The sequence below is a fragment of the Actinoalloteichus caeruleus DSM 43889 genome (genome assembly GCF_000429185.2).
Taxonomy (GTDB): domain Bacteria; phylum Actinomycetota; class Actinomycetes; order Mycobacteriales; family Pseudonocardiaceae; genus Actinoalloteichus_B; species Actinoalloteichus_B caeruleus.
This window is the reverse complement of sequence record NZ_AUBJ02000001.1, coordinates 2,495,974-2,520,996: the sequence shown is the minus strand read 5'-3', so window position 1 is coordinate 2,520,996 and position 25,023 is coordinate 2,495,974. Positions and strand designations below refer to the sequence as shown.

The following is a 25,023-nucleotide window of genomic DNA, read 5'->3' as shown; positions in this document are numbered from 1 at the left end:
CCGCCGGAGGCACCGGGGGAACCGGGACCGGTGCCTCCGCCCGCCGGCTCTGGCGGTTCCCCACCGGCGGCCCATCCCGGTTGGATAGGGTTGTTGGGGTGTCCTACGAACTGGAGTTAGCGGGAACGAACGCGACCTGGGTCTTCGAGGCGGAGGGCATCCGCATCCGGTTCGTCGGTGGCCGGCGGGCCAATCCGCTGCACAGGGCGCTGGGGGAGCTGGTCGTCCCGAACGAGGCGCTGTCGGGTGTGATCGTCGAGCCGGGCAAGCGGCGCACCGACCTCGTGCTGCGGCTGCGCCCCGGAGCTGACGCGTTCGGCCCCGTCCTCGCCGGCCGGTTGCCCGAGGCGGCGGACCCCTACCGGCTCTCCCTCCCCGGCAAGCAACCCGACCTGGCGCAGTACCACGCGACGCAGCTGCGCGACCGCATCTCGCTCAACCCCCGCGCCCTCGAACCCACCGACGGTTTCCTGGTGGTGCTGCCACCCGCTCCCCGGTCCATCAAGGGCTTGGACGGGGAGGTGGCCTTCGACGGTGAGACGCTGACCTTCACCTGGGGGTGGATGGCGGAGACGGTGAAGGAGCAGCTCGGCCCGCAGCGCGTCCCGCTGGAGAACATCAGCGTGGTCGAGTGGTCCCCGCCGACCGCCCTGGGAGGTTTCTTCCGGATCACGTTGAGCGACGGAACCGGGCTCTCGGCGCGCAAGCCGGACAACCCGGCCATGCGGGGCATGCCGGACAAGGACCCCTACGCCCTCGCCTACGGACTCGGTGACGGCAGCGTGGCGGACCTCCTGTTCGCCGCCGAGCTGCACACCCGGATCGTCGCGGCCCGGCAACGGGCGGAGCTCCTGCCGGCGGAGCCGGCGGCCCCCGTCTCGGAGACGGCCACGATCGCGGACCGCGCGGACGACGTGGTGGAGGCCATCAGGAAGCTCGGCGGCCTCCACGAGGCCGGGCTGCTGACCGACGAGGAGTTCAGCCAGAAGAAGGCCGAGCTGCTCGACCGGCTCTGACCACCCCGGTCCCGTCCCGCCCGTCCACCCGGCCAGGCGGTGACGACCCGCGAACCCCGGGTGCGCGGCACGCGCCCGGGGATCGTCCACCTACTCCGCGGCCTCGCGCAGACGGGCGAGGGTGCGGCTGAGCAGCCGCGAGACGTGCATCTGCGAGACACCGATGCGCTTGGCGATCTGGGTCTGCGTCAGGTTCCCGAAGAACCTCAGCAGCAGGATCTGGCGGTCCCGCTCCGGGAGCTGGGCGAGCAACGGCTGCAGGGTCTCGCGGTACTCCACGATCTCCAGCTCGGGTTCCTCCCGCCCGATGGAGTCGCCGAGCGAGACCGTCTCGTCGTCGAGCAACATCTCGTCCAGCGACGCGCTCCGGTAGGCGTTGCTCGCTGCCAGGCCCTCGAAGACCTGCTCCAACGGGACCTCGAGCCGTTCGGCGAGCTCCCGGGGGGTGGGGGCCCGGCCGAGGCTCTGCGAGAGCTCGCTGGTCGCCGAACTGATCGCCAGGTGCATCTCCTGGAGCCGGCGGGGCACCCGCACCGCCCACCCGGTGTCGCGGAAGTGGCGGCGGACCTCGCCCATGATGGTCGGGACCGCGAAGGACAGGAAGTCCGCGCCGTGGGTGGGGTCGAACCGGTCCACGGCCTTGATCAGGCCCAGGGTCGCCACCTGGGTGAGGTCCTCCTGGGACTCCCCTCGGTTGCCGAACCTCCTGGCGATGTGCTTCGCCACCGGGAGGTGCCTGGTCACCAGCGTCTCGCGCAGTTTCGCGTGCTCCGGGTCGTCCGGGCTGAGCGCGGCCAGCTCGTGGAACAGCGGGGTCAGGTGCTCGTAACGCTCGCCGTTGCCGTCGGAGCCCGGGTGCTGGTTGGGGGCCTCGGTCACTCGGCTACCGCCGTTCCTCGCTGTTTCACCAGCTCAACCTGTACCACACTGAGCCCGTCGTCGCGCGTCTCGACGGTGCTGTCGATCGAACTGGTCAGCGTCGTCAGCACCCGCCACCCGAAGGTGTCGGTACGCGGTCCCGTCGAGCTGGCCGACACCACCGAGGCGACGACCCGAAGCGCGGATTCCGCCACGTCGTACCGGCACACCAGCGTGGCGTCCGGCATGGCGAGGCGGATCAGCGTCGAGCACACCTCGTCCACCGCCAACCGCAGGTCCTCGATCGAGTCGAGGTCGAAGTCCTCCCGCATCGCGATGTCCCCCGCGATGCCGCGCAGCACCGGTAGCTGGTGCGGCAGCGCGGCCACCCGCACCTCCACCGAGTGGGGGGCGAGGGCCGCGCTTCCGTTCTGTTGTGTTGGCGACTGAGCGCTCACGTACCTACCTCATCGTCGCGTTCGGGTTGTGACCGGTGGGGCGTCCCGCCGCGGGCGCACGCCCGACCGCCGTCCGTCCTGCCGGCGGACCCGCTGATCATCGTGTCACCGTGGGCCACGGGTGTCACCCGAGACCCCCGCCCTCACCACGCTGCGGCTCCCGTGGCACGTCACCACGCCAACCCCCGGTCTCCGAGCCGCGCTGCTCGATGAAGTCCTTGAAACGGTTCAGGTCACCCCGAACCCGGGAACCGACCATCCCGAGCGCCGAGCCGGCCTTCTCCGCCAGCCCCGAGGGCTGGTAGTCCATCTGGAGGGTGACGCGCGTGGTCTGGTCGTCGATCCGGTGGAACGTGACCACGCCGGACTGGTCCGGCCCGTCGGTCGCCCGCCAGGCCACCCTCTCGTCGGGGTGCTGCTCGGTGATCTCGGCGTCGAACTCGCGGTGGGCGCCGGCGATGGACGTCTCCCAGTGCGTCAGGGTGTCGTTCACCTGGACGACCCGATCGACACCCTCCATGAACTGCGGGAAGCTCTCGAACTGGGTCCACTGGTTGTACGCGGCCTGCACCGGAACCTCGACGTCGACCGTCTCGGTAAAGGACGTCATGGCACATCACTCCTCAACGAACCGGGTTGCTCACTCCCGCCGGTTACCCACTCCCGCCGGAACCACACCTGTGGGCGATGGATCCGGGCCGAGCCGGGGCCGCCTTCCGGACGAACCGCCTACGCCGGTCGCCGAGCACGGAGGGCCGAGCAGGGACAGCCGAGCACGGAGGAGGCTGATCAGGGACAGCCGAGCACGCGACCGGCCCGCGTCCGGGAGGAGGTGTGCGGCGGCGGGCACTGGGTCGGACACCGGGACCCGGTGCGACCGGGACGGCTGGGGGAGTCCGCGCGCGGTGCTGGGTCAGTCCTCCCGGACCCGCGCCGGCTCGGTGAGCCGTTCTCCGGACTCGGAGTAGAGGACGCAGTACACCCGGGAGGTCCCGGCGGGGGTGAGATCCTCGTTGGCGACCGACCGCACTTTCTCCTCCCAGGACTCCCGGGTGGGAACGAGCGCTCGGAACCGGATGTCCTGCCGCTCCCCGAGGTCCACCAGCTCGGAGTCGAAGTACAGCCCGCAGGCCCCGACGGCCATGCGGACCAGGGTGTCCTCGCCAGGGTAGGCGGGGAACGCCGGCTCCCGTTCGTAGGAGGAGAAGAGGTTCCAGCTGGTGAAGACCTCGACATCGTGCGGGGTGTCGCACTCCACGGCCTCACCGTACTGCTGGCCGGCCCGCAGTTCTCCCGTCGAACAGGACGACCCCTCGTCCGCGGTCAGGTCGAAGACCGGGATCTCGCCGTCGCGGCCGTAACTCATCGGGGCGTCCATCGCCGGGTGCGGTGGGGTTGGTTCCCGCTCGGTCAGCAACCAGCGGTCGGTGAGCAGGCCAGCGGCGAACACCATCCCGGCGGCCAGCAGCGAGATGCCGGTCCGCTTCCAGGACCAGCCCGGGCGTGCCGGGGCCAGCGGGCCGGAGTGCTGGCCGAACGGATGGGTGGAGGGCCCCGGCTGTCCTGCCGGGAGGTGCGGTGTCGGCCCGGGGCCGCCCTGCGGCCCGGTCCCGCCGGCGGCCGTGTCGAGCAGCCCACCCACCTGCCGGGGTCCCAGCCGTCCCTCCGGGTTCCCCACGAGCAGCCCGGAGATCGCCGAGGCCAGTGGGCCCTGGCACCGGGTGAGGAAGGGGACCTCCGTCATGATCGCGTGCAGGGTGGACGCCGTCGTGGGGCGTTCGAAGGGCGCACGTCCCTCGACGGCGAAGAAGAGCGTGGCGCCCAGTGCCCACAGGTCGGACCCAGGGGTGGCGGCGCTGTCCCGGATGCGCTCGGGCGCCATGTACGCCATCGAACCGATCAGGGTGCCGCTCGTCGTCAGCCTCGGGTCCTCGGCCGCCTGGGCGATGCCGAAGTCCGTCAGCTTCACCCGACCGTCCGGCAACAGCATGATGTTGCTGGGTTTGACGTCGCGGTGCACGACCCCGGCCTGGTGGGCCGTGTTCAGCGCGGCGAGCAGTTGCCTGCCCATCGAGACGACCTGGTGGGGCGGGAGCGGACCCTGCCCCTGCACCACCTGGGACAGCGTCGGGGCCGCGATCAGCTCCATGACGATCATCGTCATGCCCTCGTCGGAGACCACGTCGTAGACGGTCACCACGGCCGGGTCGTTCAACCGGCCAGCGGTGCGGGCCTCCCGCAGCACCCGCTCCTCGAACACCCCGCGCTCCTCCGGGGGGATGCCCTCGGGAAGCCGCAGTTCCTTGATCGCCACTTGGCGGCCGATCACCCGGTCCTCGGCGCGCCAGACGATCCCCATCCCGCCTCGGCCCAGTTCGTCCAGCAGCTGGTACCGGCCCGCCACGATCCGGTTCCGGACCGCGTCCTCCTGGTGGGTCACCGACTACCTCCGGCCGTCCGCGCACCGGGGAGGGCACCGAACGACGTCGTCTCGTGAGTGGATCGAACCGCGTCCCGGGGAATCGCCGGACGACGCGGGAACATGCTACTGAGAGTCGGGAACGCGCTGATCGGTTCCCGCAACCGAGGGGAGATGACCCGTCCAGGGGAGCGAGGCGGTGACTGATCTCGCGGTGGTCGTTGGTTGTCGTCACCCGTGGGGAACCACGGGTGGGCCCGCCGAGCGCTGGTACCCGTCGGGAGCACGCCCTTCCGGAATCGTCGCCGGTCCGGCGGTCGACGATCAGCCGGAATGCGAGGCGGTGCCGACTCCTGGTCCTCCGGTGCCCGTCCGCGGTCCACGAAGGATTCCGCGGCGCCGGCAATTCCTGGCCCGTGGCGGGAACTTCGACCGGAAGTGATGGGGAAGGGGCCCGGAATCGTCGTGGAGACGGCGGATCCCGTTCCTCCCCAGCCCACCAGCCGGGCTCCACCCGGGTACGGGCCTGCCTCAACCCCGGAACGGGCCGGCCCCCGGGTGGGGACCGACCCGTTCGTCGACCGGAGCGGTGGGACTACGCCTTGCCGCTGGCCGGCTTGGGCTCGGTCGAGGAGGCGGAGGCGCCCTCGTCGGAGCGGTCCGGCTCCTCGATGTAGCCGTCCTCGATCAGCGTCTGCGAGATGTGCTCGGTGAGCTCCTCGCGCTGCCGCTTGCGCCGGGCCCGCAGCCAGGACTCGCGTTCCTCGTGGAACTGGCGCCAGGTCGCCACGCACATCCCGATCATGATGATGCTGAAGGGGAACGCGATGACGATCGCCGTGGTCTGCAACGCGGCGAGCCCGCTGTCTCCGCCCACCACCAGCAGCGCGATGGCGACCAGGCCCTCCACCACCGACCAGAACACCCGGCTCCAGGTCGGCGGCTCCGGGTTGCCACCCGAGGTCAGCATGTCGACCACGAGGGAGCCGGAGTCGGAGGAAGTCACGAAGAACAGCACGATCAGCACGATCGCGAAGACGGACACGATCATGCCGCCGGGCAGGTCACCGAGAACCCCGAACAGCGCGCCCTCGGTGTTCACGGCCCCGTCGACGACCAGGCCCCCCTCACCGAACAGTTCGCGGTAGAGGCCGGTGCCGCCGAAGATGGTGAACCACAGGAAGGTGATGACCGTGGGCACCAGCAGGACGCCGGCGACGAACTCGCGGACGGTGCGGCCCCGGGAGATGCGGGCGATGAAGATGCCGACGAAGGGTGCCCAGGAGATCCACCAGCCCCAGTAGAAGGTGGCCCAGGCCGCCTGCCAGGCCGCGCCCTCCTCACCCTGCATGGCGCTGACGTCGAAGCTCATCTGGAGCAGGTTCTGCAGGTACAGGCCGATGGACTGGACGAACTCCCGCAGCAGGAACAGCGTCGGGCCGGCGATCAGCACGAACAGCATGAGGATGGCGGCCATGCTCATGTTGATGTTCGACAGCCACTTGACGCCCTTCTTGACACCGCTGACCACCGAGAAGATGGCCATCGCGGTGATCCCGCCGATCAGCAGGATCAGCGCTGGCGTGCTGTCCGCCACCCCGTCGATGCCGACGAAGTCCAGTCCGGCGGCGACCTGGAGCACACCGAAGCCGAGCGAGGTCGCGACGCCGAACAGGGTGCCGACCACGGCGACGACGTCGATCACGTCGCCCCAGCGCCCCTTGACCCTGTCGCCAAGCAGCGGCTCCAGCGCCCAGCGGATCGACACCGGGCGGCCCTTGCGGTGCACCGCGTAGGCGATGGCCAGACCCACCACGACGTAGATCGCCCAGGGGTGCAGACCCCAGTGCAGGAACGTCTGCACCAGCGACTGCTGGCCGACCTGCTCGGGCGTGCCCTCCACACCGGGTTTGGGCGACGCGAAGTGGTTCAGCGGTTCGGCGACGCCCCAGAACACCAGCCCGATGCCCATGCCGGCCGCGAAGAGCATCGCGAGCCAGGAGGCGAGGCTGAACTCGGGCTCCTCGTCGTCCTTGCCCAGCTTGATGTCCCCGAAGTGGCCGATACCGACCCAGAGGGAGAAGACCACGAAGCCGGAGACGAGCGCGACGTAGTACCAGCCGAAGCCGTCCACGATGCTGCCCTGGACCGTGCCGATGATCTCCTCCGCCTGGGACGGGAAGATCACCGTCAGGGCCACGAAGGCCAGGATGATGGCGGCCGAGGGGTAGAAGACGCGCGGGGCGATGTGCCCCTTGCCTGTCTTCCCGCCGGGCTCGATCTTCTGGTCCGTTGGTGGCGAATCTGCTGAGGTGGCCACGAGTGGGCGCCTCCCAATGGTTGGCTGCTCAGTGTCCAGGGCCTTCCCGAACACGCGGAGAAACAACATAGTGCAGTCGTCGAGTGCCGCACGAGGTCACATCGTCGTGAAGTGATCCGAATGCTATCTACGCGTGGTAGCCGGAAAAACACCCACGGCATTACCGCTTCGTTATGCCCCTATCCGCAAAGCGTTATCCGTTGGGCGAATCCTCGGCGCGTACGAGACCGCACAACCCGAGCCGCCCGCCCACTGTTCCCGGATGCGGCCCGAATCACGCGAAATTCCACACTCGGGGTATTCGTTCCGGCGCGCAGCGTGACAATTCTGGTTGTCCGGGTCACAATGCGAGGTGGCTCGCTCACCCGTTTTCCGCGCCGGGCGGTCCCACCCGTGCGCCGGGCGGATCAGCTCGTGCGCCGGCCGGGTGACCCGTCGGGTACCTTCGCGCTGTGTCCATGCTGCCCGCCGAACCCACTCCGCCGCCGACCGGGTCCGACCTCGCGGCCCGCGTCGAGCGGAGCCTGCGCGAGTACCCCGACTTCCCCCAGCCCGGCGTCCTGTTCCGGGACCTCGGGGGGCTCTACGCGGACCCGGGCCTCTTCCGGGACGTCGTCGACGAGTTCGGGACGACCTTCGGCGGGGACGTCGACCTCGTCCTCGGGCTGGAGGCACGGGGCTTCGTCCTCGGAGCGGCGCTGGCCAACAGCTTGGGCATACCCCTGGTGCTGGCCCGCAAGCCCGGCAGGTTGCCCGGCGACGTCCACCGCGCCGGGTACTCGCTCGAGTACGGCGAGAACGTGCTGGAGATCCAGCGGGACGCCGTCGTCGGTGGGCACCGCGTACTGGTCGTCGACGATGTCCTCGCCACCGGGGGCACCCTCGCCGCAGCGGCCCGGCTCGTCACCGAGGCGGGCGGGACGGTCGCGGGCATGGGCGTGATCGTGGGTCTCGACGGGCTCGGCGGTGAGCAGGTGCTGCGCGAGCACCGCCTGCGGCTGCTGTGCACGGTGCCGGCGGGCGCCTGACCGGCGCGTCCACCGGCACCGCGCTGGGACGGCGACCTCGTCAGGCGGTCATCACGGCCTCCAGTCGACGCAGGCTCGCCTTGATCGCCCGCAGGTTCCGCTGGGGGATGCGGGCGAACTCCAACGCCTTCGGGGCGCGGGACGTGGACCAGTCGAACGTCTCGGTCACGTCCGTCGTGCCGTCACCGTTGTCCCGTAGCTCCCAACGCCACCGGTGGCCCCCGGCGTGCCGCCAGGCGATCAGTTCGTTCTCCCGGAACTCCACCACCGTGTTGGTGATGCGGTACGAGAGCCCCAGGCGCATGGACATCCCGAAGGTGCTGCCCAGGGAGAGCCGCTCCGGCCCGCCGGAGCGGGCCGAGAGCACGGTGCCCGAGCCGTCGACCAGGGCGTGCCGCCCGGGGTCGGCGAGCAGGTTGAAGATCCGTTCCGGCTTCGCCGAGATCGTCCTGGTCAGCGAGATCCGTTGTTCCGCCACAGGTCCTCCCCTGTCGGTCTGGTCGTTCGCGGGTGCTCGTCGGTGCGGGCCGGGACGCCCCAGCCGGGCCGGTCAGGCCGGCCGGTCCCGGAGCACGCAGGTCAGTCGGGCGGTGCAGCTGCGCCGGCCGGCCTCGTCCCGGACGATGATCTCGTAGGTGGCGGTCGTCCGGCCCCGGTGCACCGGGGTCGCCACCCCGGTGACCGTTCCCTCGGTCACCGCGCGGTGGTGGGTGCAGGAGAGCTCCAGGCCCACGGCGAGCCGGGTCGGACCGGCGTACAGGGACGCCGCGACGGAGCCGAGGGTCTCCGCGAGCACCGCGTTGGCCCCGCCGTGCAGCAGGCCGAACGGCTGCCGGTTGCCGGCCACCGGCATGGTGGCCTCCACCGACTCCTCCTCCCACCGGGTGATGTGGATCCCCATTCGGTCGATCAGCTGCTCGTCGGGGAACGCCAGCGGAGGCAGGCCCGCGGCGGCTCCGTCCCGCGCCAACGACGAGCTTTCCTGGTGCGGACGGGACTGCGTACTGCGCTCCACCGGGGCCTCCTGGGCGAGACGTCGCACAAAGGTGTCGTCTTGGCACCCTAGACTCGGCGGCCGTGCCTGTGACTGACGGTGCCAGCCAGCACCCGAACCAACTGCTCCTGCTCGACGGCCACTCCCTGGCCTACCGCGCGTTCTACGCCCTGCCCGCGGAGAACTTCCGGACGGGTGCCGGGCAGACCACCAACGCGGTCTACGGCTTCACGTCGATGTTGATCAACCTGCTGCGGGACGAGCAGCCGACCCACCTCGCGGTGGCCTTCGACGTCTCCAGGAAGACCTTCCGAACCGAGAGCTTCCCCGAGTACAAGGCGAACCGGTCCGCGACGCCCGACGACTTCAAGGGCCAGGTCGACCTGATCAAGCAGGTGCTCGAGGCCCTGGGCATCGTCACCCTCGCCGTCGAGGGGTACGAGGCGGACGACATCATCGCCACCCTGACCACCCAGGCGACGGCCGAAGGGGTCCGGGTGCTGATCTGCACCGGCGACCGGGACGCCCTGCAGCTGGTCAACGACGAGGTCACCGTGCTCTACCCCAAGCGCGGGGTGTCGGAACTGACCCGCTTCACCCCCGAGGCGGTGGAGGAGAAGTACGGCCTGCGGCCCGCCCAGTACCCGGACTTCGCGGCTCTCCGGGGCGATCCCTCCGACAACCTCCCCGGCATCCCCGGGGTGGGGGAGAAGACGGCGACGAAGTGGATCAGGGAGTTCGGCTCCCTCGCCGCCCTCGTCGACCGGGTCGACGAGGTGAAGGGCAAGGCTGGCGACAACCTGCGGGAGCGGGTGGCCACCGTGCTGCTCAACCGGCAGCTCACCGAGCTCGCCAGGGACGTCGACCTCGGTGTCGAACCTGACGACCTCGCGATGCGCCCCTGGGACAGGGACGCTGTGCACCGCCTCTTCGACGACCTCGAGTTCCGCGTCCTCCGCGACCGCCTGTTCAACACCCTGTCCAGCGCCGAGCCAGAGGCCGACGAGGGGTTCGAGGTCCGGGGCGGCCGGCTCCAGCCGGGAGCGGTCCGCGACTGGCTCGCGGAGCACACCTCCCCTGGGGACCGGGTGGGCCTCGCCGTACGCGGCTCCTGGGCGAGGGGGGCCGGAGACGTGGAGGGCCTCGCCGTGGCCACCGGCACCGGCGAGGGCGCCTACCTGGTCACCGAGGACCTCACCGAGGACGACGAACGGGCGCTCGCGGACTGGCTCGCGGACGCGTCGCGCCCCAAGGCGATGCACGACGCCAAGGGAGCGCTGCACGGCCTCCGGGGACGTGGCTGGACCCTCGAGGGCCTGACCAGCGACACGGCCCTCGCCGCCTACCTGGTCCGCCCCGGGCAACGGTCCTTCGAGCTCAGCGATCTCGTCCTCCGGCACCTCGGCCGCGAACTCCGCAGGGAGGAACCCGAGACGGGAGCCCAGCTCTCCCTCCTCGGCGACCCGGACGAGGAGGAGGGAGCCGTGGCTCGGGACACCATCGTCATCGCCAGGGCCACCGGTGAGCTCGCCGACGCCCTTGACGCGGTGCTGCGGTGGGGATCAGCCGCGGAGGGGACGGGTCCGGCCGGGGGAGGTCCCGTCCGGGACGGGGTGTCCCTGCTCGGTGAGCTCGAACTCCCGCTGCTCGCGGTGCTCGCCGAGCTGGAGTCCGCCGGCATCGCCGTCGACGCCGACCGGCTCGCCGGCCTGGAGGCCGACTTCGCCGCGAAGGTGCGGCAGGCGGCGCGGGACGCCTACGGTGAGATCGGCAAGGAGATCAACCTCGGCTCGCCCAAGCAGCTCCAGGTCGTCCTGTTCGACGAACTGGGGATGCCCAAGACCAAGCGCACGAAGACGGGCTACACGACCGACGCCGAGGCGCTCCAGAACCTGCACGCCACCACCGGCCACCCGTTCCTGGCGCACCTGCTGGCCCACCGCGACGCCACCCGTCTGCGCACCACGGTCGAGGGCCTGATCAAGGCGATCGCGGACGACGGGCGGATCCACACCACCTTCAACCAGACGATCGCCGCGACCGGCCGCCTCTCGTCCACCGAGCCCAACCTCCAGAACATCCCCATCCGCAGCGAGGAGGGGCGGCGCATCCGGGAGGCGTTCGTCGTCGGCTCCGGCTTCCAGGAGTTGATGACCGCCGACTACAGCCAGATCGAGATGCGCATCATGGCGCACCTCTCCGGTGACGAGGGTCTCCTCACGGCGTTCCGCGAGGGTGAGGACCTGCACACCTACGTCGCCTCCCGAGCCTTCGACGTCGCTCCGACCGAGGTGAGCGCCGAGTTGCGCCGGCGGGTCAAGGCGATGTCCTACGGACTCGCCTACGGGCTCTCGGTGTACGGTCTGGCTCAGCAACTGCGCATCTCGGCCGACGAGGCCAAGGCTCAGATGGAGGCGTACTTCGCGCGGTTCGGCGCGGTCAGGGACTACCTCCAGGCCGTCGTCGAGCGGGCGAGGAAGGACGGCTACACCGAGACCGTGCTGGGTCGCCGCCGCTACCTGCCGGATCTGACGAGCGACAACCGCCAGCGCCGGGAGATGGCGGAGCGGATGGCGCTCAACGCTCCCATCCAGGGCAGCGCGGCCGACATCATCAAGGTCGCGATGCTCGGCGTCCACCGCGCGCTCGTCGCCGCCGGACTCCGGTCGAGGATGCTGCTACAGGTGCACGACGAACTCGTGCTCGAGATCGCCGAGGGCGAGCGGGAAGCGGTGGAGGAACTGGTCCGGGCCGAGATGGGCAGTGCGTACCAACTGGACGTGCCGCTGGAGGTCTCGGTCGGCGTGGGCGCCTCCTGGGACGCCGCGGCACACTGACCGGGAGGTCACGTTGTTCAAGGTGGAGCGGTTCGATCACATAGTGATGACCGTCAACGACATGGACCGGACGGTCGCGTTCTACCGCGACGTGCTCGGCATGCAACCGGTCACCTACGCGGAGGGGCGCCAGGGCCTGGCGTTCGGGGTGCAGCGGATCAACCTGCACCCCGCCTCGCAGGAGATCGGGCCGTCCGCGACCTACCCGTTGCCCGGTTCGGTGGACCTCTGCCTCATCACCACCACCCCCATCGCCGAGGTGAAGGACCACCTGTGGGCCTGTGACGTGCGGATCGAGGAGGGGCCGGTCTCGCGGCAGGGCGCGCTCGGCCCGATGATCTCGCTGTACTTCCGCGATCCGGACGGCAACCTCGTCGAGGTCGCGAGGTACGAGGAGCTCTGAGCCGGGGTGGGGACCGGCCGGGTGCGGTCGATCCCCACCCGGTGCGGCGCGAGGCGGTGCCGGAGGAGCGAGCGGGTGGCGGGAACCGCCCGGTCGCGGGGGACGGGGCCGGGCTGGCGAGCGCGTCCGGCGTCGGGACCCCGCGATGGCCGTGGGCTGGCGCCATCACGGAGGTGCCCCGACCACCCTCGGGCGCTCCCGTGCGCTGCCGCCGGGGGCGACGCCCCGTGCCCGACGGGCCAGGCCCTACCGCCGACCCGGTCGGTGGCGTCGACCGCCCCCTGGGGCGTCCCTGGGCGGCGTGGCCGGGGGCGTTCGCGCAGGCGTGGCCCCCTCACCCGGGCGCGACGGCGGTGCCGCCGCTGTCCTCGAGCGGGGCGCGGCTCCGCCGGTGGGACGTGGTTCGCCAACGCCTCCGCCGTACCGGCCCTCCGTGGAGGCCGGTGGCGGGGGAGCCGGGCCGGACGAGGATCCGCCGTGCCGGCGGGACGAGCCACCCCCGTGACCGGGTCGGGGCCGGGTGCCCGGGCGCTGACCCGCCCCCAGCCACCGGCGTGGAGCGACCGGGGGTGTCGTCGGTCCGGTGTTCCCACCCCGGGTTCACCGCGGTGGCGGGGTCGGGCGTCCCCGCCACGCGCCGCCCCGGTCGCCGGACACGGCTCCGGGGCGCTCGCGGCTGGCCTGGCACGCGCCAGCGCGCCCGAACCGCGCCGGGCGGCGGGAGGACCGCCACGCGCCCGCCGCCGGGTGGTCGGTGCCGGCGGCCGTCGATGGCCGTCGGTGGCCGACTCCCTTCGGCGCGGGCGGCGGACCGGGCCGGCCCGTGACGACCGGCCCGGCGGGTTGGGCCGAGCCCCTGGGCGGCTCTCTCAGCGGCGGCTTCCGCCGACGAGCAGGACGGAGCCGTCCGGCTCCGTGCCGCAGTCGAACTCGCCGATCACGGTGTTCGTGGTCAGGTCGATGGTGCTCACCGTGCTCGTCTCGAACTGCGGGATCAGGGCGATGTCCTCGTCGGGGTGGAGGATCGCCGACGCGGGGATGCCCCGCATCGTGATCGACGCGATGTGCCGGTAGTCCCGGGTGTACAGGTGGACCTGGTTGTTCTGGATGTCCGTGATCAGCAGCCGGTTCTTCCTGATCGCGTACACCCGCAGCGGGTCCCCGTCGATGGGGAAGGACCGGCGCAGCCGCATCGAGGCGGTGTCGAACTCCAGCACCGCCGGGGTCTGCCGGGCACCCACGTAGAGGGTGCGCTCGTCCTCGCTGAGCGAGCAGCCCTCCGGCAGCGCCCCGGCACCCACCACCCGGGGCCCGACGGAGGCGACCCACGGGCGGACCACGGAGACCGAGTTCGATTCCAGGCCGGTGGCGAAGGCGCGCTCGCCGTCGCGGGTCACCGCGACCATGTGGGTCTTGCGGCCCCCGGTCGGCAGGACGGCGGCCGGGCGGGTGTCGGTGAGCGGGTCGTCGAAGACCAGCAGGGTGTTCGTGCCCTCGCTCAACACGAAGAGCCGGTCCTGGCGGTCGACGGCCAGTCCGTGGATGCGGTTGTGGGATCCCGTGCTGATGGTGCGCACGAGGCGGCGCCGTTGGAGGTCGACGACGAGGACGGAGTTCCCGCCCTGGCCCTCGTCGCCGGACATCCGCACCCCGTAGTGGCCGATGAAGGCGTAACGCTTGCGCCGGTCGGAGACCATCTCGTGCGGGTAGTCGGGCAGCCCGATCGTCGTCTGGCGCTCGCCGCTCGCGGTGTCGAAGAAGCTCAGCTGGTGGCTGCCCTTCTCGACCAGGGCGAGGATGTCGCCGGTGCGTCCACTGCCCGGTCGGGGGCGGTGGCCCCCGGCGAGCGCGCTCCCCGCGCCGGCCAGCCCCAGGCCGCCGGCCACTCCGCCCGCCGCCACGAGCTTGAGCATCGAACGTCTGTCCACCATCTCGTCTCCTCCTCGACCGAGGTACCACCACCCGACCCGCGGGGGGAGGTTCGCCCCCGCAGGTTGCTTGCGCAATCAACTGTGGAGTGAACAGGGGCGCGAAGTGAGCAGTCAATGGCTGGCTACCCCGATCGGCGGGGTGTTCGGCGGCCGAATGTCACACCGGGAATGCGACCGACGACGCAACGGTGACTGGGCTGGCCGGGTCAGGGGCGGGGAGCGGCCCCGGGTGACGGCCCCCGGCCCGGTCGCGCCGCGCCCTCGGCCAGCCGCCTCGGCGGTTCCGCCGGCGGTGGCGGTGGGCGCCAGTGGACGCGAGGTGGGGCGTCGCGTCGCAGGTCACGCTGGGTGTGCGCCGTCGGGGGTCGTGCCGGGCACGGGATGCGCGGGCTGGCGGGGTAGACGACTGGGGGGCCGCTGTTCCGTGGTCTCCACCGCTGGTCAACTCGATCCGGGGGAAACGTCACTCTCGTGAGATAACCATGTGGTAACTATTATTGTCCGATTTCGGAGTGACGCTGTGTCATCACGGGCCGTGACGCAGTCCGGTGGCGGGACGGGATTCCCAGATGGTCCAGAGCGGCCGGTAGCCCTGTCGTGGCCAGAACACCGAGCTGAGCGGGTTGGGCGGGTTGTAGTACAGGTAGGTGGCCCGCGCCCCCGCCGTGTCGAACTCCTCGTGCGCCCGGGCCATCAACAGCTGACCCACGCCCAGCCCTCGGGCTCCGGAGGCCACCGACACGCAGTTGACGTACCCGAGGAGGCCGGTGGGGAGGCGGGTCGACCCCGGGCTGCCCTCCGCCACGGGGCTCCACGCGCCCTCGGCGAGGCCGATCACCAGTCCGTCCACCTCCGCCAGCCAGACGGGGTGGTCCCCCGCCAGTCTCGTCCGCAGGGTCTCCGCCTTCAGGTCACGGGCGTCCGGGCGCAGGACGGTCCCGCCGACCAGCGCGGAGTACTCCAACTCCGCCATCGCCAGGTCCAGGACCTCCGTCAGGTCCGAGGGCCCGCCCCGGCGCACCCGGACCCGGTCGTCGACCGGTGCCGGCCGGGACGGGGCGGCGGTGGTCCTGATCGCGAGCACGCTCAGCGGCACGAAGCCGTGGTCGAGCAGCACCCGCGTCGCCTCGGCGTCCCGGCTGGGCCAGATCACCTCGACCGCCGAGTCCGGTTCGGCCGCCAGCCCGTCCACCAGTACCGGGCGGGCCGCGGCGAGGAGTTCGGCCAGTCCCTCCGCCCCCACCGAGCCGAGCAGGGGCGTCAGCTCGCGGCAGTACCGGGCCGACCACAGGCTGGACACGGTGCCGGGAGGGTGGTGGTGGAAGGCGACCACGCCCCCGACCACCCTGCCGTCGGGCAGGGCGGCGACCACCGGTTCTCCCACGGGCGCGACCCGCTGGGCCGGGATCACGGGGTCCAGTCGGGCGAAGCGCGCCGACTGCTCGGCGAGGAGGTTGCGGGTGGTGGTCATCGCTCGTTCCTGTCGCGGCTCGGGGGTGGCACCGGCCCAGCGTGGCAGCCCGTCCCGACGGCGCCGACCGTCAGCCGTCCGCCTTCTCCGCGCGGAAGATGGCGGTGCCCGGGAACAGCCGACCGCGCAGCGGGCTCCACTGCCCCCACACCCGGTCGTGCCCCGCCGGCCACTCCGGCTCCACCAGGTCGACGAGCCGAAGCCCCGCACCGACCAGGGCGCGGACGTGGTCGCCGATCGTCCGGTGGTACTCCACGTAGGTCGGCACCCCGTCCTCGTCGACCTCGACGTAGGGCGTCCGGTCGAAGTACGACTGGCGGACCGTCAGGCCCGCGGGGCCGGGATCGTCCGGGAAGATCCACCGCATCGGGTGAGTCACGGCGAAGACCCACCGTCCGCCGGGCCGGAGGACCCGGGCAACCTCGGAGGTCAACCGGTCGAGGTCGGAGACGAACGGGACCGCGCCGAACGCCGAGCACGCGAGGTCGAAGCTCTCCGAGGCGAACGGGAGCGCGTCCGCGCTCGCCAGCACCAGGGGGACGTCGACGCCGGACTCGGCGGCGCCCAGCGCGGCGTGGCGCAACATGCCGGCGGAAAGGTCCATGGCGACCGGGTGGGCGCCCCGCGTCCGAAGCCAGCGGGAGCAGCTCGCGGACCCGCAGCCGACCTCCAGGACGCTGGCTCCTCGCACCTCGCCGAGGAGCCCGAGGTCGCCTTCGGTGACGCCCTCCGGGGCCCACCGGAACTCGGTCAGCCCGAGGAAGTCTCCGTGTTCGCGCTGGTAGTCGTCGGCGTCGGCGTCCCACCACGCGCGGCTGGCGGCGCGGGCGGCGGCCGGCCCGGGTGTGGTGCGGGACACCCCGCTGGTGCCGAGGGTGTCCTCCGCGTGCCGGAACCTCGGGTCGCCGGTCGTCCCGGGTGCTGGCGACCCCGCACCCGGCTGGGGACTGTTCGTCACTCGTCCACCGACCCGTCTACCTGCGTTGATCAACTTCTTCGGATCGCATCCGGGTTTGCCCAGGGATCACCTGGGCGCGTACGATACCTCTGCGTTGTCAGACTGTTCCGCACCCGTCAGGGCCGCGAGTCGCGTGGACGCCGGAGTGGATCCGGGCCCGCGGGGGTCGTGCCACCGATCGGTGGCGAGCTACCGGCCCGTCGCGCGGAGGCCTACGATGGCGTCCAGAGCAGACAAGTGAAGCAAGTCGCCCGCTACCTCGAATCCATACCGGAGCCACCTACCTAATGTCCACCGACACCACCACTGTCCCGGCTGCCAACTCGTCGAAGCAGCAGGTTGCCGTCAACGATATCGGGACGGAGGAGGACTTCCTCGCGGCCATCGACGAAACCATCAAGTACTTCAACGATGGCGACATCGTTGAAGGCACCATCGTCAAGGTCGATCGTGACGAGGTGCTGCTCGACATCGGCTACAAGACCGAAGGCGTCATTCCTTCGCGCGAGCTGTCGATCAAGCACGACGTCGATCCGGCCGAGGTGGTCACCGTCGGTGACCACGTCGAGGCCCTTGTCCTCCAGAAGGAGGACAAAGAAGGTCGGCTGATCCTGTCCAAGAAGCGCGCCCAGTACGAGCGCGCCTGGGGCACCATCGAGGCGCTCAAGGAGAAGGACGAGCCGGTCAAGGGCACCGTCATCGAGGTCGTCAAGGGCGGCCTGATCCTCGACATCGGCCTCCGGGGCTTCCTCCCCGCCTCCCTCGTCGAGATGCGCCGCGTCCGGGACCTCCAGCCCTACGTCAGCCGCGAGCTCGAGGCGAAGATCATCGAGCTGGACAAGAACCGCAACAACGTGGTCCTGTCCCGGCGCGCCTGGCTGGAGCAGACCCAGTCCGAGGTGCGGAGCGAGTTCCTCAACCAGCTCCAGAAGGGGCAGGTCCGCAAGGGCGTCGTCTCCTCGATCGTCAACTTCGGTGCCTTCGTCGACCTCGGCGGGGTGGACGGTCTGGTGCACGTCTCCGAGCTCTCCTGGAAGCACATCGACCACCCGAGCGAGGTCGTCGAGGTGGGCCAGGAGGTCACCGTCGAGGTGCTCGACGTGGACATGGAGCGCGAGCGCGTGTCGCTGTCGCTCAAGGCCACCCAGGAAGACCCGTGGCGCCAGTTCGCCAGGACGCACGCCATCGGCCAGATCGTGCCCGGCAAGGTCACCAAGCTGGTCCCCTTCGGCGCGTTCGTCCGGGTGGACGAGGGCATCGAGGGTCTGGTCCACATCTCGGAGCTGGCCGAGCGCCACGTCGAGGTGCCGGAGCAGGTCGTGCAGGTCGGCAACGAGGTCATGGTCAAGGTCATCGACATCGACCTCGAGCGTCGCCGCATCTCGCTGTCGCTGAAGCAGGCCAACGAGGGCTTCACTCCCGAGATGGAGTTCGACCCGACCCAGTACGGCATGGCCGCCGAGTACGACAACGAGGGCAACTACATCTACCCCGAGGGCTTCGACCCGGAGACCCAGGAGTGGATGGAGGGCTACGACTCGCAGCGCGAGGAGTGGGAGGGCCAGTACGCCGAGGCCCAGCGCCGCTACGAGCAGCACAAGAAGCAGGTCACCAAGGCTGCCGAGGAGGGCGTGGACGTGGAGCCGGTCGGCGACCAGAGCTACTCGTCCGACACCCCGCGTACCGACTCCAGCGGTTCGCTCGCCAGCGACGAGCAGCTCGCCGCCCTGCGGGAGAAGCTGTCCGGCGGCGCGTGAGCGCGATCAGCCCGGATCTTTGATCCGCGCTGAGTGAGCCAGTACGGTCGTCAGAGCCCGCACCTCCCGAGGTGCGGGCTCTGACGCGTTTCGGGAGGGGTCGCTGTGCTGCGTATCGGACTGACCGGGGGCATCGGTGCGGGGAAGTCCACCGTCGCGCGGCGGCTGGCCGAGCACGGGGCCGTCGTGGTCGACGCGGACGAACTGGCCAGGCGGGTGGTGGCGCCCGGTAGCGAGGGGCTGCGGGAGGTCGTCGCCGCGTTCGGCGTCGGGGTGCTGACCCCGGAGGGGGCCCTGGACCGCCCGGAGGTGGCGCGGCGTGTCTTCTCGGACGAGGCGGAGCGGGCCCGCTTGAACTCGATCCTGCACCCCCGGGTGGCGGAGTTGGCCGCCGCGGCGTTCGAGGCCGCTCCCCCGGACGCGGTCGTCGTCCACGACATCCCGCTCCTGGTCGAGAAGGGGATGAGTTCCCAGTACCACCTGGCGGTGGTGGTGATGGCCCCCGAGCGGGTCCGGGTGGATCGGTTGCGTCGGACCCGGGGGATGACCGAGTCCGAGGCCCGGGGTCGCATCGGCAGCCAGGCGACGGACGAGGACCGTCGGGCGGCGGCGGACGTCCTGCTGGACAACACGGCGTCCCGGCGGGTGTTGCTGGCCGAGGTGGACGCCCTGTGGCGTGACCGCCTGGTCCCCTTCGAGCGCAACGTGCGACTGGTCCGCTCGGGTCGGGACGCCACCGCCCCGGTGCTGGTCGACCACGACCCGGACTGGGCGGCGCAGGCCGCGCGGATCGTCGAGCGGGTGCGCCGCGTGGCCGGGCCCGACGCGCTGCGCGTCGACCACGTCGGTTCCACCTCCGTTCCCCACCTGCCGGCGAAGGACGTCCTCGACCTCCAGCTGACGGTGGCGGACCTCGCGACGGCGGACGCCCTGGCCGCCCCGCTCGCCGCTGCCGGGTTCCCGCGTTTCGAGGGCATCGACTCCGACGCCCCGCAGCCGTGGGACCCGGACCCGGACCAGTGGCGCAAGCGCGTGCACACCTCGGCGGACCCGGGACGCGCGGTGAACCTGCACGTGCGGGTCGTCGGGACCGAGGGGTGGCGGTACGCGCTGCTGTTCCCGGCATGGTTGCGGGCGGATGAGGCGGCGCGGGCGGACTACGCCAGCCTCAAGCGCGCGACGGCCGAGAGGTTCGGCCGAGACCGCGACGCGGCGGCGTACACGGCCGGCAAGGAGCCCTGGTTCACGGAACGGTTGCCAGCGGCCGACCGGTGGGCCGCGCGGGTGGGGTGGCGGGCCGGGGACGAGACCGGCCGGACCTAGTCGGGGGACCAGACGGGGGCGGTTGCTCGAACCGGGGCGTGTGCGACCCCCGGGACCGGCTGGTCCCGGCGGGCCGGGCTGGTCGTCGGGGTCGGTAACGGCGCACCCACCGCCGACCCCGACGCGCTCAGCCCCCGGGCAGGGACCGGGTGATGCCGAGTCCCAACAGCCAGCTGCCCAGGTCGTGGTGGTACTCGCTGATCTCCTCCAGCGTGCGGTGCACGGTCCGCAGCGCCAGTTCGGCGTCGGCCGCGCGGAGGACGCGGCCGGTCACCGCCGCCGCGAACTCGGCCGAGTTCACGATGCGGGGAGTCCGCCGACCCTGGAGGGCGAGCCCCAGGAGGAGGTCGGTGGTCCGCCAGGAGCGGTGGTCGTGGGTGACCCTGATGGCCGTCAGCAGGGTCGGTCCGCTTCTGGCGTGCCGCGACCGGGGTCGGCGGCGCTGGATCCTGATGCCCTGGGCGGGCAGGACCCAGCTGACCTCGGAGCTGGTGAACGGATCGTCGGGTGTCGCGCTCTCGGTGCGTAAGCCCCAGTGCTCGACCCGACAGGTGGTGAGATGGTGACGTGTTCCGGACGGGTAGTTCCGGACCGAGGTGATCGTGTCGACCACATCGATCAACTGCGGTGTGACAACGGCGCCCACAAGCTCAGAGGGTAGCCATTTCGCCCCACTTTGTGATGAGGGGAACATCGTCTTTCTGTTACGAATCCGGCATTGTCGATCAGTGACTCCGTTCCGTTCCCGAATCGCGGGGAAGAACGACCCGGACAGCGGTTGACGAATTCCTCGTCAGCTGTCGGCGGAGTCGGTTGGCTCTCGCCAGGTGATCGTGACGCCGGTGGACGCGAGCCAGGCGGTGACGTCGTAGCCGTGCGCCGCGATGCCGCCGACGGCGTGGTGCGCCGCGGTCATGGCGCGTTCCGCGCTGTCAGCGGAGAGCAGGTCGGCCCGGACGGCCGCGATGAGCTCGTCGGAGTCCACCACCTCCACGCCGCGTCCGGTGCGGACGAGGATGTCGAGGTAGCAGTCGCGGGTCCGCCACCGCGCGGGGTCCTCCGGGGAACGGGTGATCTCGGCGACGTCGAGGTAGAAGTCGTAGTCGGCCTCCTCGCCGGGCCACCACGTCCACCGACTCAACCGAATGCGGTGTTCCGGCAACAGCCACGATTCCAGGTAGCGGAAGCGGTGGTGGTCCACCACCTCCCTGGCGAGGTACAGACCGAACTCCTCGCGCCGGTACTCGTCGACGGTGCGGCGGAATCCCTTCGGATCGGTGTTGGTCATGGTTCTGGTGTCGAAGAGCTCGATCTTGGGCGCGTGGATGTGCGGGGCGGCGGTGGTGGTCTCGACGCTCATGCACCAATAGTGCACATCCGGGGAAGGGGGCGGAGGCGCCCTCGCCGTCCGCGTGGTCGGGTGCTCACCCAGGATGAACTGGCCGGCCGGCCTGCCCGGGCCGTGGGGGCCCCTTCCTCCTCCGTCAGTGCGAACAGGGCGTCCCCGGGGTGCTGGGGTAGGCGGCTTTTTGATTACAGCGTCCCCCGCATGGGTGAAAATGCGCTGGACTGTGCTCCCCGGCGCGGGAGGGACCCGCGACGGTCGTGGAGGGACACGTGTTCGGGATTCTTCGGCCCTGCCAGCACACCCTGCCCCCGGCGCTGCGCACCGCCTGGATGGGGCACCTGTGCGGTCTGTGCCTCGCGCTCCGTGACGCGCACGGGCACCTGGCGAGGGTCGCGACGAGCTACGACGGGCTGCTGCTGTCGGTCCTGTTCACCGCCCAGCTGCCACCGGAGGGGACGCGCGCGGCCCAACGGGCCGCCGGGCCCTGCGCGTTGCGCGGCTTCCGGGGTGCCTCGGTGGCGGTGGGCGCGGGGGCCAGACTGGCGGCCACGGTGTCCCTCGCGCTGGCCTCCGCCCGAATCCGGGACCACGTGCTCGACGGCGACGGCCACTACGCGCGCCGGCCGGTGCGCTCGGTCGCCGGTCGGGTGGCCGACCGCTGGGCACGTCAGGTCTCCGCCGCCGGCCGGGGCCTGCGGCTGGACACCGACTCCCTGCTGGCGGTCGTCGCCCACCAGGACGAGGTGGAACGGGACGCTCGACCGGGCTCCGACGTCCGCGTGGTGACGGCACCGACCGAGTCGGCGACCGCCCAGGCCTTCGCCCACACCGCGGTGCTGGCCGGGATGCCGGGGAACGCCGACCCGCTGCGCGAGGCGGGCCGGATGTTCGGCCGGCTGGGGCACCTCCTGGACGCGGTCCAGGACCTGCCGTCGGACACCGCCAGCGGGGCGTGGAACCCGCTGACCGCCACCGCGACGAGCCTGGACCGGGCCCGTGAGCTCTGCGCGGAGGCGCTCGACGACCTGCTCGCCGCGCTGCGCCGGGTGACCCTCACCGACTCCCGCCTCGCGCACGCACTGCTCGCCCACCAGCTGCCCCGCTCGGTGCGCCACGCCTTCCGGGGGCACGTCGACGGGCCCCCGGCGGGACGCGAGGGGCAGGGCCACGGCCACCAGGGACGCACCACCCTGCCGGGGCTCCGGCACCTTCCTCCCGACCACGGTCATGACCGGCCGTACCAGGAGTACCCGGGGCAGGGACCGGGGCCCACCGATCCGCCCGACACCGGTGGCCCCGGCGGGCCGGGGGAGCGGTCGGGTGGTGGGGGTGGGAGCCGGTGCGGCTGCCCCCCGGTGCGGAATCCTCCCGTGCCCCGGGGTGTGCTCGCCGGATGCGGGTTGGCGCTGTGGATGACCTGCACCTGCCAGGTCTGCTGCCGTGACTCGTTCCCGGGCCCGTGGAGCGGCCAGCCCCGGACCGGTCTGTGCGAGAGCTGCGGTCCCTGCTGCGAGGCCTGCTCCTGCTGCGGCAACGGCTGCTCCTGCTGCGGGAGCTGCTCCTGCTGCTCCGACTGAGGCCGGGGTGGGGAGACCCACCCTCCTCGTGGCGGCGGCCACCGCGTCCGGACCCGCCGACGGGGTGAGTTGGCCCACCTGGTGGCGGAGGCCGCGCCCGGCCCAGCCCCCGGCGGGCCACCCCCGTCGGTGTTCCGGCCTACCCTCGTGGACGTGGGACACGCACCGATTACCGCCTCCTCCGCGTTCCGTCCGGTCAGCGACATCCCTCGCGCGGACGGGCGCTTCCGCGTCGTGAGCGACTACGAGCCCGCGGGTGACCAGCCGCAGGCCATCGCCGAGTTGGAACGGCGCATCCGGGCGGGCGAGAAGGACGTGGTCCTGCTGGGGGCCACGGGAACCGGCAAGTCCGCCACGGCGGCGTGGCTGATCGAGAAGGTCCAGCGCCCGACGCTGCTGCTCGCGCCCAACAAGACCCTGGCGGCTCAGCTGGCGAACGAGCTGCGCGGGTTCTTCCCGGAGAACGCCGTCGAGTACTTCGTCAGCTACTACGACTACTACCAGCCCGAGGCCTACGTCCCGCAGACCGACACCTACATCGAGAAGGACTCGTCGATCAACGACGACGTCGAACGGCTCCGCCACTCGGCGACGATGAGCCTGCTCACCCGGCGGGATGTCGTCGTGGTGGCCTCGGTGTCGTGCATCTACGGCCTCGGGACCCCGCAGTCGTACCTCGACAGGTCGATCCCGTTGCGGCTCAACGAGGAGGTCGACCGGGACGTGCTGCTGCGGGCGTTGGTCGACGTGCAGTACACCCGCAACGACCTGGCCTTCAACCGGGGCACCTTCCGGGTACGCGGGGACACCGTGGAGGTGATCCCCGCCTACGAGGAGCTCGCCATCCGCATCGAGTTCTTCGGCGACGAGATCGACCGGCTCCACTACCTGCACCCGCTCACCGGAGAGGTGGTCCGCGAGGTCGACGAACTCCGCATCTTCCCCGCGACCCACTACGTGGCCGGGCCGGACCGCATGGAACGGGCGATCGGTGAGATCGAGGCCGAGCTGGCCACCCAGCTGGAGTCGATGGAGCGGCGCGGGAAGCTGCTGGAGGCCCAGCGGCTGCGGATGCGGACCTCCTACGACATCGAGATGATGCGGCAGGTCGGGTTCTGCTCCGGCATCGAGAACTACTCGCGGTTCATCGACGACAGGCCTGCCGGCTCCGCCCCGGCCACCCTGATCGACTACTTCCCGGACGACTTCCTGCTCATCATCGACGAGTCGCACGTCACCGTCCCCCAGATCGGGGGGATGTTCGAGGGGGACGCCTCCCGGAAACGCACCCTGGTCGAGCACGGGTTCCGGCTGCCCAGCGCCCTGGACAACCGGCCGTTGAACTGGGAGGAGTTCGCCGACCGGATCGGGCAGACCGTCTACCTCTCGGCGACTCCGGGGCCGTTCGAGATGGGGCAGACCGGCGGCGAGTTCGTCGAACAGGTCATCCGCCCGACGGGGCTGGTCGATCCGGAGGTGCACGTCAAGCCCACCGAGGGCCAGATCGACGACCTGGTGCACGAGATCCGGTTGCGCACCGAGGCCGACGAGCGGGTGCTGGTGACGACGCTGACGAAGAAGATGGCGGAGGACCTCACCGACTACCTGTTGGAGCTGGGGATCAGGGTCCGGTACCTCCACTCGGAGGTGGACACGCTCCGCCGGGTCGAGCTGCTGCGGCAGCTCCGGATCGGTGAGTTCGACGTGCTGGTCGGCATCAACCTGCTCCGGGAGGGCCTCGACCTGCCCGAGGTGTCGCTGGTGGCCATCCTGGACGCGGACAAGGAGGGCTTCCTGCGCTCGGGCACCAGCCTGATCCAGACGATCGGCCGGGCCGCCCGGAACGTCTCCGGACAGGTGCACATGTACGCCGACACGGTCACCGACTCGATGCGGCGGGCCATCGACGAGACGAACCGGCGTCGGGCGAAGCAGGTCGCCTACAACGAGGAGCACGGCATCGACCCGCAGCCGTTGCGCAAGAAGATCGCCGACATCCTCGACCGCGTCCACTCGGAGGCGGAGGACTCCGAGGATGTCGTCCCGGTCGGTGGCTCGGGTCGGAACGCGTCCCGGGGCAAGAAGCCCGGGGGTGGCGGCCCCGGGTCCTCCAGCGCCGGCGTGCTGGAGGACCGCGATGTGCGGTCGATGCCGAGGGCGGAGCTCGCCGACCTCGTCGCCCAGCTCACCGACCAGATGATGCGGGCCGCGCGGGACCTCCAGTTCGAGGTGGCGGCCCGGCTGCGGGACGAGATCTCCGACCTGAAGAAGGAGCTCCGGGGCATGGACGCGGCCGGTCTCCAGTGAACTGACCGCGCCGTGCGA

The 25,023-nt window shown here is 71.3% G+C and carries 20 protein-coding genes; 8 read left to right on the top strand and 12 right to left on the bottom strand.

Annotated features, from left to right (window positions below; genetic code table 11):
* Nucleotides 1-98: 98 nt before the first annotated feature.
* Nucleotides 99-1,016, top strand: a complete 918-nt coding sequence (locus tag G443_RS09095; RefSeq protein WP_026418959.1) for a DUF4429 domain-containing protein — start codon at nt 99-101, stop codon at nt 1,014-1,016.
* A gap of 90 nt (nt 1,017-1,106) precedes the next feature.
* Here the strand turns inward: G443_RS09095 and G443_RS09090 are convergent, their stop codons facing one another.
* The 5 genes from G443_RS09090 to G443_RS09070 form a co-directional block, all read right to left on the bottom strand.
* Nucleotides 1,107-1,895 carry an RNA polymerase sigma factor SigF gene (locus G443_RS09090; protein WP_026418958.1) on the bottom strand — a complete coding sequence of 263 codons (789 nt, stop codon included), beginning with the start codon at nt 1,893-1,895 and terminating at the stop codon, nt 1,107-1,109.
* Nucleotides 1,892-2,332, bottom strand: a complete 441-nt coding sequence (locus tag G443_RS09085; protein ID WP_026418957.1) for an ATP-binding protein — start codon at nt 2,330-2,332, stop codon at nt 1,892-1,894. Before G443_RS09085 ends, G443_RS09090 begins: the two co-directional genes overlap by 4 nt.
* Before the next feature lie 124 nt (nt 2,333-2,456).
* Nucleotides 2,457-2,942 carry an SRPBCC family protein gene (locus G443_RS09080; RefSeq protein ID WP_026418956.1) on the bottom strand — a complete coding sequence of 162 codons (486 nt, stop codon included), beginning with the start codon at nt 2,940-2,942 and terminating at the stop codon, nt 2,457-2,459.
* Between the two features lie 303 nt (nt 2,943-3,245).
* On the bottom strand, nt 3,246-4,772 hold the full coding sequence (locus tag G443_RS09075; protein ID WP_026418955.1) for a serine/threonine-protein kinase: 1,527 nt from the start codon (nt 4,770-4,772) through the stop codon (nt 3,246-3,248).
* Nucleotides 4,773-5,346: 574 nt separating this feature from the next.
* Nucleotides 5,347-7,071, bottom strand: a complete 1,725-nt coding sequence (locus G443_RS09070; protein WP_051313969.1) for a BCCT family transporter — start codon at nt 7,069-7,071, stop codon at nt 5,347-5,349.
* A 458-nt stretch (nt 7,072-7,529) separates the two neighbouring features.
* Here G443_RS09070 and G443_RS09065 point away from each other — a divergent pair, with 458 nt between their 5' ends.
* Complete coding sequence (locus tag G443_RS09065; RefSeq protein WP_030105792.1) at nt 7,530-8,099, top strand: adenine phosphoribosyltransferase; 570 nt, start codon at nt 7,530-7,532, stop codon at nt 8,097-8,099.
* Between the two features lie 40 nt (nt 8,100-8,139).
* Here G443_RS09065 and G443_RS09060 read toward each other — a convergent pair whose 3' ends face one another.
* Nucleotides 8,140-8,577, bottom strand: a complete 438-nt coding sequence (locus G443_RS09060) for an SRPBCC family protein (protein WP_026418953.1) — start codon at nt 8,575-8,577, stop codon at nt 8,140-8,142.
* A gap of 72 nt (nt 8,578-8,649) precedes the next feature.
* Nucleotides 8,650-9,114: a hotdog fold thioesterase gene (locus tag G443_RS09055; protein ID WP_026418952.1), complete on the bottom strand. Its 465-nt coding sequence runs from the start codon at nt 9,112-9,114 to the stop codon at nt 8,650-8,652.
* A gap of 62 nt (nt 9,115-9,176) precedes the next feature.
* On the opposite strand from G443_RS09055, the gene polA reads away from it, so the two are divergent.
* Nucleotides 9,177-11,930, top strand: a complete 2,754-nt coding sequence (polA, locus tag G443_RS09050; protein WP_051313967.1) for a DNA polymerase I — start codon at nt 9,177-9,179, stop codon at nt 11,928-11,930.
* Between the two features lie 22 nt (nt 11,931-11,952).
* Entirely contained in the window at nt 11,953-12,333 is a 381-nt protein-coding gene (locus G443_RS09045) for a VOC family protein (protein ID WP_308208845.1), read from the top strand.
* 869 nt (nt 12,334-13,202) lie between these two features.
* On the opposite strand, the gene G443_RS09040 is transcribed toward G443_RS09045, so the two are convergent.
* The 3 genes from G443_RS09040 to G443_RS09030 all read right to left on the bottom strand — a co-directional run bounded on the left by G443_RS09040 (nt 13,203) and on the right by G443_RS09030 (nt 16,693).
* A complete protein-coding gene (locus G443_RS09040) occupies nt 13,203-14,264 on the bottom strand; it encodes a YncE family protein (RefSeq protein WP_026418948.1) in 1,062 nt (353 codons plus the stop codon).
* 526 nt (nt 14,265-14,790) lie between these two features.
* On the bottom strand, nt 14,791-15,735 hold the full coding sequence (locus tag G443_RS09035) for a GNAT family N-acetyltransferase (protein ID WP_026418947.1): 945 nt from the start codon (nt 15,733-15,735) through the stop codon (nt 14,791-14,793).
* Nucleotides 15,736-15,805: 70 nt separating this feature from the next.
* A complete protein-coding gene (locus tag G443_RS09030) occupies nt 15,806-16,693 on the bottom strand; it encodes a class I SAM-dependent methyltransferase (protein WP_026418946.1) in 888 nt (295 codons plus the stop codon).
* Nucleotides 16,694-16,980: 287 nt separating this feature from the next.
* Between G443_RS09030 and rpsA the strand changes: the two genes are divergently transcribed.
* Together rpsA and coaE are read left to right on the top strand one after the other, a co-directional pair.
* The gene (rpsA, locus tag G443_RS09025) at nt 16,981-18,450 is read left to right on the top strand and encodes a 30S ribosomal protein S1 (protein WP_026418945.1); all 1,470 of its coding nucleotides are present in this window, start codon (nt 16,981-16,983) and stop codon (nt 18,448-18,450) included.
* A 105-nt stretch (nt 18,451-18,555) separates the two neighbouring features.
* Nucleotides 18,556-19,773 carry a dephospho-CoA kinase gene (gene coaE / locus G443_RS09020; RefSeq protein WP_026418944.1) on the top strand — a complete coding sequence of 406 codons (1,218 nt, stop codon included), beginning with the start codon at nt 18,556-18,558 and terminating at the stop codon, nt 19,771-19,773.
* A 127-nt stretch (nt 19,774-19,900) separates the two neighbouring features.
* Here coaE and G443_RS09015 read toward each other — a convergent pair whose 3' ends face one another.
* Nucleotides 19,901-20,419: a hypothetical protein gene (locus tag G443_RS09015; RefSeq protein ID WP_026418943.1), complete on the bottom strand. Its 519-nt coding sequence runs from the start codon at nt 20,417-20,419 to the stop codon at nt 19,901-19,903.
* Between the two features lie 147 nt (nt 20,420-20,566).
* Nucleotides 20,567-21,133 (bottom strand): ribonuclease FAU-1 family protein, encoded by a 567-nt coding sequence (locus tag G443_RS09010; protein WP_026418942.1) that lies wholly within the window; start codon nt 21,131-21,133, stop codon nt 20,567-20,569.
* A gap of 257 nt (nt 21,134-21,390) precedes the next feature.
* Here G443_RS09010 and G443_RS09005 point away from each other — a divergent pair, with 257 nt between their 5' ends.
* Both G443_RS09005 and uvrB read left to right on the top strand, forming a co-directional pair.
* Nucleotides 21,391-22,698: a DUF5685 family protein gene (locus G443_RS09005; protein WP_026418941.1), complete on the top strand. Its 1,308-nt coding sequence runs from the start codon at nt 21,391-21,393 to the stop codon at nt 22,696-22,698.
* 153 nt (nt 22,699-22,851) lie between these two features.
* Nucleotides 22,852-25,005 (top strand): excinuclease ABC subunit UvrB, encoded by a 2,154-nt coding sequence (gene uvrB, locus G443_RS09000; protein WP_026418940.1) that lies wholly within the window; start codon nt 22,852-22,854, stop codon nt 25,003-25,005.
* Nucleotides 25,006-25,023: the final 18 nt, after the last annotated feature.